This is a genomic window from Leifsonia sp. (genome assembly GCF_051955155.1).
In the GTDB taxonomy this organism is placed as follows: domain Bacteria; phylum Actinomycetota; class Actinomycetes; order Actinomycetales; family Microbacteriaceae; genus Leifsonia.
Genome location: NZ_JBQCGZ010000089.1, coordinates 1 through 6,559, shown reverse-complemented (window position 1 = coordinate 6,559; position 6,559 = coordinate 1). Strand labels below are relative to the sequence as shown.

8 protein-coding genes are annotated in these 6,559 nt (G+C 71.3%); 2 read left to right on the top strand and 6 right to left on the bottom strand.

Going from position 1 to position 6,559, the window contains the following annotated elements; translation table 11 throughout:
- The first annotated feature begins 95 nt into the window (after positions 1 to 95).
- The gene (locus tag ACTHMF_RS09500; protein WP_440317237.1) at positions 96 to 440 is read left to right on the top strand and encodes a DUF4190 domain-containing protein; all 345 of its coding nucleotides are present in this window, start codon (positions 96 to 98) and stop codon (positions 438 to 440) included.
- An 11-nt stretch (positions 441 to 451) separates the two neighbouring features.
- Here the strand turns inward: ACTHMF_RS09500 and rlmB are convergent, their stop codons facing one another.
- Genes rlmB through ACTHMF_RS09475 form a run of 5 tightly spaced genes read right to left on the bottom strand, consistent with a single transcriptional unit; the run spans position 452 to position 5,094 of the window.
- On the bottom strand, positions 452 to 1,462 hold the full coding sequence (rlmB, locus tag ACTHMF_RS09495) for a 23S rRNA (guanosine(2251)-2'-O)-methyltransferase RlmB (RefSeq protein WP_314148263.1): 1,011 nt from the start codon (positions 1,460 to 1,462) through the stop codon (positions 452 to 454).
- A complete protein-coding gene (gene cysS / locus ACTHMF_RS09490) occupies positions 1,459 to 2,892 on the bottom strand; it encodes a cysteine--tRNA ligase (RefSeq protein WP_440317236.1) in 1,434 nt (477 codons plus the stop codon). The genes rlmB and cysS overlap by 4 nt, the downstream gene beginning before the upstream one ends.
- A gap of 26 nt (positions 2,893 to 2,918) precedes the next feature.
- Complete coding sequence (locus ACTHMF_RS09485; RefSeq protein ID WP_440317235.1) at positions 2,919 to 3,299, bottom strand: nuclear transport factor 2 family protein; 381 nt, start codon at positions 3,297 to 3,299, stop codon at positions 2,919 to 2,921.
- Positions 3,300 to 3,357: 58 nt separating this feature from the next.
- Positions 3,358 to 4,551 carry a 2-C-methyl-D-erythritol 4-phosphate cytidylyltransferase gene (gene ispD, locus ACTHMF_RS09480; protein WP_440317234.1) on the bottom strand — a complete coding sequence of 398 codons (1,194 nt, stop codon included), beginning with the start codon at positions 4,549 to 4,551 and terminating at the stop codon, positions 3,358 to 3,360.
- Between the two features lie 60 nt (positions 4,552 to 4,611).
- Positions 4,612 to 5,094 (bottom strand): CarD family transcriptional regulator, encoded by a 483-nt coding sequence (locus tag ACTHMF_RS09475; RefSeq protein ID WP_021763858.1) that lies wholly within the window; start codon positions 5,092 to 5,094, stop codon positions 4,612 to 4,614.
- 177 nt (positions 5,095 to 5,271) lie between these two features.
- Here ACTHMF_RS09475 and ACTHMF_RS09470 point away from each other — a divergent pair, with 177 nt between their 5' ends.
- Positions 5,272 to 5,775, top strand: a complete 504-nt coding sequence (locus tag ACTHMF_RS09470; RefSeq protein WP_314148259.1) for a hypothetical protein — start codon at positions 5,272 to 5,274, stop codon at positions 5,773 to 5,775.
- A 70-nt stretch (positions 5,776 to 5,845) separates the two neighbouring features.
- On the opposite strand, the gene ACTHMF_RS09465 is transcribed toward ACTHMF_RS09470, so the two are convergent.
- Positions 5,846 to 6,529 (bottom strand): response regulator transcription factor, encoded by a 684-nt coding sequence (locus ACTHMF_RS09465; protein WP_314148258.1) that lies wholly within the window; start codon positions 6,527 to 6,529, stop codon positions 5,846 to 5,848.
- Positions 6,530 to 6,559: the final 30 nt, after the last annotated feature.

Here is a 6,559-nt window from a genome sequence, read left to right as displayed (position 1 = left end):
CGCTCGAAGGTCTGACGCCGCCCGGCCCCCGCACGGGAGGCGGCGGCCGGCTCTGGGCTCGGCTACGCTCTGAGGGTCAGCCACGAAGGAGCCAGATGTCCGACCCGTACCCGCCCGCGCAGCCGCCGTACCCGCCGCAGGGCTACGCCGGCCAGCCGTACCCCGCTCCCTACGGGTACGCCCAGGCCCCACGGACGAACACCCTGGCGATTGTCTCGCTGGTCTCCGCGTTCGTCGTGAGCATCGTCGCCGTGATCACCGGGCACATCGCGCTCGCGCAGATCCGGCGCACCGGCGAGGCCGGCCGTGGGATGGCCCTGGCCGGCCTGATCATCGGCTACGTTGGCGTCGGCTTCACCGTGCTGGTCTTCGCGATCTGGCTGATCACGTTCATCTCGATCGTCACCTACAGCACCTCCGTCTCCGGCGTCGCCAGCTAGCGCCAGGGGCGTCAGCGCTTCTCGGCGCGGAGCTTCGAGATCTCGTAGAGGGTGACGCTCGCGGCGATTCCCGCGTTCAGCGACTCGGTGGTCGCGCTGATCGGGATGGACACGACGGCGTCGCAGGTCTCCGTGACCAGGCGCGAGAGCCCCTTGCCCTCGCTGCCGACCACGATCACCACGGGCCGGTCGGCGAACGAGAGCCCGGGCAGGCTGGTGTCGCCGTCGCCGTCCAGGCCCAGCACGAACACGCCCGCCTTCTTGAACTCCTTGAGCGTCTGCGTCAGGTTCGCGGCCATCGCGACCGGTGTGCGCGCGGCGGCGCCGGCCGAGGTCTTCCACGCGGACGCGGTCATGCCGACCGAGCGGCGCTGCGGGATGATCACGCCTTGACCGCCGAACGCGGCCGTCGAGCGGATGATCGCGCCGAGGTTGCGCGGGTCGGTGATGCCGTCGAGCGCGACGAACAGCGGCAGCTGGCCCTTCCGCAGCGTCAGGTCGAGCAGCTCGCCGGGGTGCGCGTACTCGTACGGCGGCACCTTGAGCGCGACGCCCTGGTGCACGGCGTCGCGGCCGGCGAGGCGGTCGAGCTCGGGGCGCATGACCTCGAGCACCGGGATGGCGCGGCCGGTCGCGACGGACAGGATCTCCTTCATCCGGTCGTCCATCTCCACGCGCGCGGCGATGTAGAGCGTCGAGGCGGGGATGTTCGCGCGCAGCGCCTCCAGCACGGAGTTGCGGCCGGTCACGATCTCGCTCTCGTCCCCGCTCTTGGCCCGGCGGGCGGCGCCGGAAGCTCCGCGCGGCGCGCCGTCGCGGCCGCCGCGCTGCTCGGCCTTCGCCGCCGCGCGCTCGCGCAGCTGCTTGTTCTTGTAGGCGACGTGGTACTCGCGGTCCTCCGCCTTCGGCGTGGGGCCACGGCCCTCCAGCGCCTTGCGGCCGTGGCCGCCGGTGCCGACCTGAGGGCCCTTCTTGCCCTTCCTCACGGCCCCGGCGCGGGGCTTTCCACCCGAGTTCTTCATGCTTCGATGCTCCAATGCGACCCCGTCGGGGTGTCTTCGATGGTGATGCCGGCTCCGGTCAGTTCTTCGCGGATGCGGTCGGCGGCGGCGAAGTCGCGTGCCTGCCGCGCCTCCTGCCTGTCCTCCAGCAGCCGGGCGACCAGCGCGCCCAGCGCGTGCTCGGCCGACGACGAGCCGGCCTGGTGCCACTGCGGCGACAGCGGGTTGATGCCGAGGACCTCGGTCATCGCGAGCACGTGCCCGCGCGCGGTCGCGGCGGCCTCCAAGTCTTCCGCATCCAGCGCAGCGTTTCCTGAACGCACGGTCTCGTGCAGCACGGCGAGCGCCTGCGGGACCGCCAGGTCGTCGTCCATCGCCTCGGCGAACGCGCCGGGGACCACCTCGACGCCGCTGCCGGCGAACCGCGTCCCGGTCAGCCGCCGGTCGACGCGCTCGAAGAAGCCGGCGATCCGGTCGAGGGCCGCCTCCGCCTCCGCGAGCGAGCCGTCGTGGTAGTCGATGGTCGAGCGGTAGTGCGCCGAGCCGAGGTAGTAGCGCACGACGAGCGGGCGCGCGGCGCCGAGCAGGTCGGCGGCGTACACGGAGTTGCCGAGCGACTTGCTCATCTTCTGGCCGTTGACGTGCACGAGCCCGTTGTGGACCCAGTAGTTGGCGAACGCGTCGCCGGCGGCCGTGGACTGCGCCAGCTCGTTCTCGTGGTGCGGGAAGCGCAGGTCGAGCCCGCCGCCGTGGATGTCGAAGTTCTCGCCGAGGTAGCGCCTCGACATCGCGGAGCACTCGATGTGCCAGCCCGGCCGGCCGTCGCCCCACGGCGAGCCGAACGATGCCGACTCCGGCTCGGCCGCCTTGCGCCCCTTCCAGAGCGCGAAGTCGCGCGGGTCGCGCTTCGCGCGCGGGTCCGCGTCCGCCGCCGCCTCCATGTTGTCGATGCTCTGCCGGGTGAGCTCGCCGTAGGCCGGCCAGCTCTTCACGTCGAAGTACACGTCGCCGGAACCGTCCTCGGCGGCGTACGCGTGGCCGCGCTGGATGAGCCGCTCGATGATCTCCTGCATCTGCGGGATGCTGGCGGTCGCACGCGGCTCGTAGGTGGGCGGCAGCACGCCGAGCGCGGTGTACCCGGCGGTGAACTCGAGCTCGAAGCGGTACGCGAGCGCCCACCACTGCTCGGACGAGCCCTCCGACTGCGCGGCGGCGGCGTTCATCAGGATCTTGTCGTCGATGTCGGTGACGTTGCGCACCAGCGTGACGTCGAAGCCGCGGTAGCCGAGCCAGCGGCGCAGCTGGTCGTAGACGAGCGCCGAGCGCAGGTGGCCGATGTGCGGAGACGACTGCACGGTGGGACCGCACACGTACATCCCCACCTCGCCGGGCCGGAGGGGGACGAAGTCGCGCAGGGCGCCGGCTTTCGTGTCGTACAGTCGCAGAGTCACAGGACAAGACTACGGGTGCGGGGGCGCTAGCCCGCGGCGCGTTGCGCGAGCGCCTCGTTCACGGGCGCGAACGCCACCCGGTCGAGCAGCAGCTCGATCGAGACGATGGCGTCGTCGTGGGCCGTGATCACCTCCACGCAGGCCACCGCCCCGGCCGGGGTGTCGGTGACGAAGTCGTAGACGACGCAGCCGCGGTCGCCCTCGGCGAAGACGTCCCGGATGTCGTTGCGGATCAGCGCGGGGAGCAGCCGCTTCAGTGCCGCGAGCCACTCGGCCTTGCCGAAGCGCCCGCCCGCGAACACCGCGGAGACGTCGTCGTCGAGCATCCCGTCGACGGCATCCAGGTCGTGCTCGCCGACCGCCTCGATGTACCGGCGAGCCAGCCGCGCGGTGTCCGGTCCGTTCATGTCGCCCCTCCCTCGCGACGCGCCGAGCGCCCTCGGGAGAAGGATACGGCGCTGCTGGTCAGCGCACGAGGAGTGCGGTCGCGAACGCGGCCACGCCCTCGCCACGCCCGGTGAAGCCCAGCCCGTCCGTCGTCGTCGCGCTGACCGCGACCGGAGCCCCGAGCAGCTCCGAGAGCAGCGCCTCCGCCTCCTGGCGCCGCGGTGCGAATTTCGGGCGGTTGCCGACGAGCTGCACCGAGATGTTTCCGATGCGGTAGCCCTCCGCCTCCACCAGCCGCCTGGTCTCGCGGAGGAAGACCTCGCCGTGCGCGCCCGAGAAGCGCGGGTCGCCGGTGCCGAAGACGCCGCCGATGTCGCCGAGGCCGGCGGCGGCGAGCAGGGCGTCGACGATGGCGTGCGCGACCGCGTCCCCGTCGCTGTGGCCGGCGAGGCCCTGCTCCCCCGGCCAGTGCAGTCCGGCGAGCCAGAGCTCGGCGGCCGGGTCGAAGGCGTGCGTGTCCGTGCCGAAGCCGATCCGCGGCGGGAGCGCGCCGGCGAGCAGCTCCTCGGCTCGGCGCAGGTCCCACGGCGTGGTGATCTTGAAGGCGTGCGCGTCGCCGGGGACGACGGTGACGGGATGCCCGGCCGCCGCGACGAGGCCCGCGTCGTCGGTCTCGTCGGTGGTCGCGGCCTCGTAGGCCGCGGCGAGCTGCGCCCGCGGGAAGCCCTGCGGCGTCTGCACGGCGGCGAGCTCCGAACGGTCGACCGTCTCGCGCACCGTCCCGCCCTCGTCCACGCGCTTGATCGTGTCGCTGACCGGCAGGCCGGGCACGACCCCGCCGCCGGTCGCCTCCACGGCATCCACCACCGCGTCGAAGAGCGCTGCAGGGGTCAGGGCGCGCGCGGCGTCGTGCACGAGCACCACCTCCACCGAGGGAGCGAGCCGCGCCAGCCCCGCCGCGACGGACCGCTGTCGCGTCTCGCCGCCGGCCACGACAACGACCGGCGAGCCGAGGGCGGCCTCGCCGACGGCGGCCGCCTCCTCCAGACGGTCCGCCGGGGCGACGACGATCACCTGCGGCAGCGTCCGCATGCCGCGGAGGGCATGGACGGAACGCTCCAGCAGCGTCCGGCCCGCGAGGCGCACGAACGCCTTCGGCGCGCCCGCGCCGAGCCGGGTGCCGCTGCCGGCGGCGACGACGATGACGGCGATGCGGGGGTCCGTGCTGCTCACCCCACGAGCGTACCGGCAGCGCACGCGCGACCGCGGCAACGAGAAGGCCCCGCGGCACGGATGCCGCGGGGCCCGAAATCTCGAACGGGTGAGGAGCGCCTAGGAGGCGAGCACCTCGTCGAGGAGGCTGGACGCCTTCTCGTCGTCGGTCTTCTCCGCGAGAGCCAGCTCCGAGATCAGGATCTGGCGCGCCTTGGCGAGCATGCGCTTCTCGCCGGCGGAGAGGCCGCGGTCCTGGTCGCGACGCCACAGGTCGCGGACCACCTCGGAGACCTTGATGACGTCGCCGGACGCCAGCTTCTCCAGGTTCGCCTTGTAACGGCGGGACCAGTTGGTGGGCTCCTCGGTGAACGGAGCGCGCAGCACCTCGAAAACGCGGTCGAGGCCCTCCTTGCCGATGACGTCGCGCACTCCGACGAGGTCGACGTTCTCGGCAGGGACCTCGATGGTGAGGTCGCCCTGCGTCACGTTGAGCTTGAGGTACAGCTTCTCTTCACCCTTGATGATTCTTTTCTTGACCTCGGTGATCGTTGCAGCACCGTGGTGGGGGTAAACGACGGTTTCGCCAACCTCGAAAAGCATAGATATGTTGTCCCTTCAGCAAAGAATAGGATACCACACGAGGCACATGCTAAGGTTCGCCCTCACGCCTCCGGGCGGCCAGGAGAGCCCTCGCGCATGCGATAAACTCGCAGGTGAAATCCGCTTCGCACCCTGGCATCACCGCGCCGTCGAGCGGAACGATCGGGAGGTCATTCAGTGAAAGCTCGTGCCGCGGCGTCCGTCGTCCTCGCCCTGGCGGTCGCGTTCGGAACCGCAGGATGCGGCCTCGTCGCACCGCAGGCGACCACGAAGCACTACGACGCCAGCGACGGCGTGAGCGGCTCCGTCGGCCAGGTCGACGTGCGCAACGCCATGATCGTCACGGACGGCGTCGGCGGCAAGGTCGGCAACCTCGTCGTCACCCTCGTGAACAACGACGCCAAGAGCCACCGCGTCACCGTCACCTCGGGCTCCAGCAGCGCGAAGGCCTACGTGACCGTGCAGCCCGGCCAGGTCAAGCAGGTCGGAACGACGCCCGACGAGGCCTCGTCCAGCAACATCTTCCTGACGCCGTTCTCCGCGCTCCCCGGCTCGCTCTACCCGGTGTACTTCCAGTACGGAGACCAGACCGGCGCGAAGCTCGACGTCCCCGTCCTCGACGGCGCCCTCGAGGACTACAAGGACCTCGTCCCGCCGACCATCCTGCCCGCGCAGCAGTAACCGCGCCGCGACGCGAGAACGCCCCCGCCCGGACCGGGTGGGGGCGTTCTCTATGTTCGCGGTCGCGACGTCAGCCGTTGAAGCGATACCCCAGGCCGCGCACGGTCACCAGCATCTGCGGGTCGGACGGGCTCTCCTCGATGCGCGAGCGGATGCGCTTGATGTGCACGTCCAGCGTCTTCGTGTCGCCGAAGTAGTCGCTGCCCCAGACCCGGTCGATCAGCTGGCCGCGCGTGAGCACCCGTCCGGCGTTGCGCAGCAGCAGCTCCAGCAGCTCGAATTCCTTGAGCGGCATGGAGATCTCGGAACCGTTCACGGACACCGTGTGCCTGTCCACGTCCATCCGCACGGTCCCGGCCTCGAGGATGCCGTCGTCGGCCAGCTCGGACTCGTCGACGCGCCGGCGCAGCACCGCCCGGATGCGCGCGAGCAGCTCGCGCGACGAGTAGGGCTTGGTCACGTAGTCGTCGGCCCCGAGCTCCAGGCCGACCACGATGTCCACCTCGGAGTCCTTCGCGGTGAGCATGATGATCGGCACCGTGGAGCGGGTGCGGATCTCGCGGCACACCTCGGTGCCGGGGATGCCCGGCAGCATCAGGTCGAGCAGGATGAGGTCGGCTCCGGCGCGGTCGAACTCGGCGAGCGCGGTCGGGCCGTCTTCGGCCACCGTCACCTCGTAGCCCTCGCGCTTGAGCAGGTACGCGAGCGGCTCGCTGAGCGCGGCCTCATCCTCGACGAGCAGGATGCTTGTCACTGGTTCTCTACTATCGGGGGACGGATCGTG

What these genes read in the sequence shown, in the direction of transcription:
- ACTHMF_RS09475 (WP_021763858.1), bottom strand. Translation starts at nt 5,094, where the DNA reads ATGCTTTTCGAGGTTGGCGAAACCGTCGTTTACCCCCACCACGGTGCT.
- ACTHMF_RS09485 (WP_440317235.1), bottom strand. Translation starts at nt 3,299, where the DNA reads ATGAACGGACCGGACACCGCGCGGCTGGCTCGCCGGTACATCGAGGCG.
- rlmB (WP_314148263.1), bottom strand. Translation starts at nt 1,462, where the DNA reads ATGAAGAACTCGGGTGGAAAGCCCCGCGCCGGGGCCGTGAGGAAGGGC.
- ACTHMF_RS09500 (WP_440317237.1), top strand. Translation starts at nt 96, where the DNA reads ATGTCCGACCCGTACCCGCCCGCGCAGCCGCCGTACCCGCCGCAGGGC.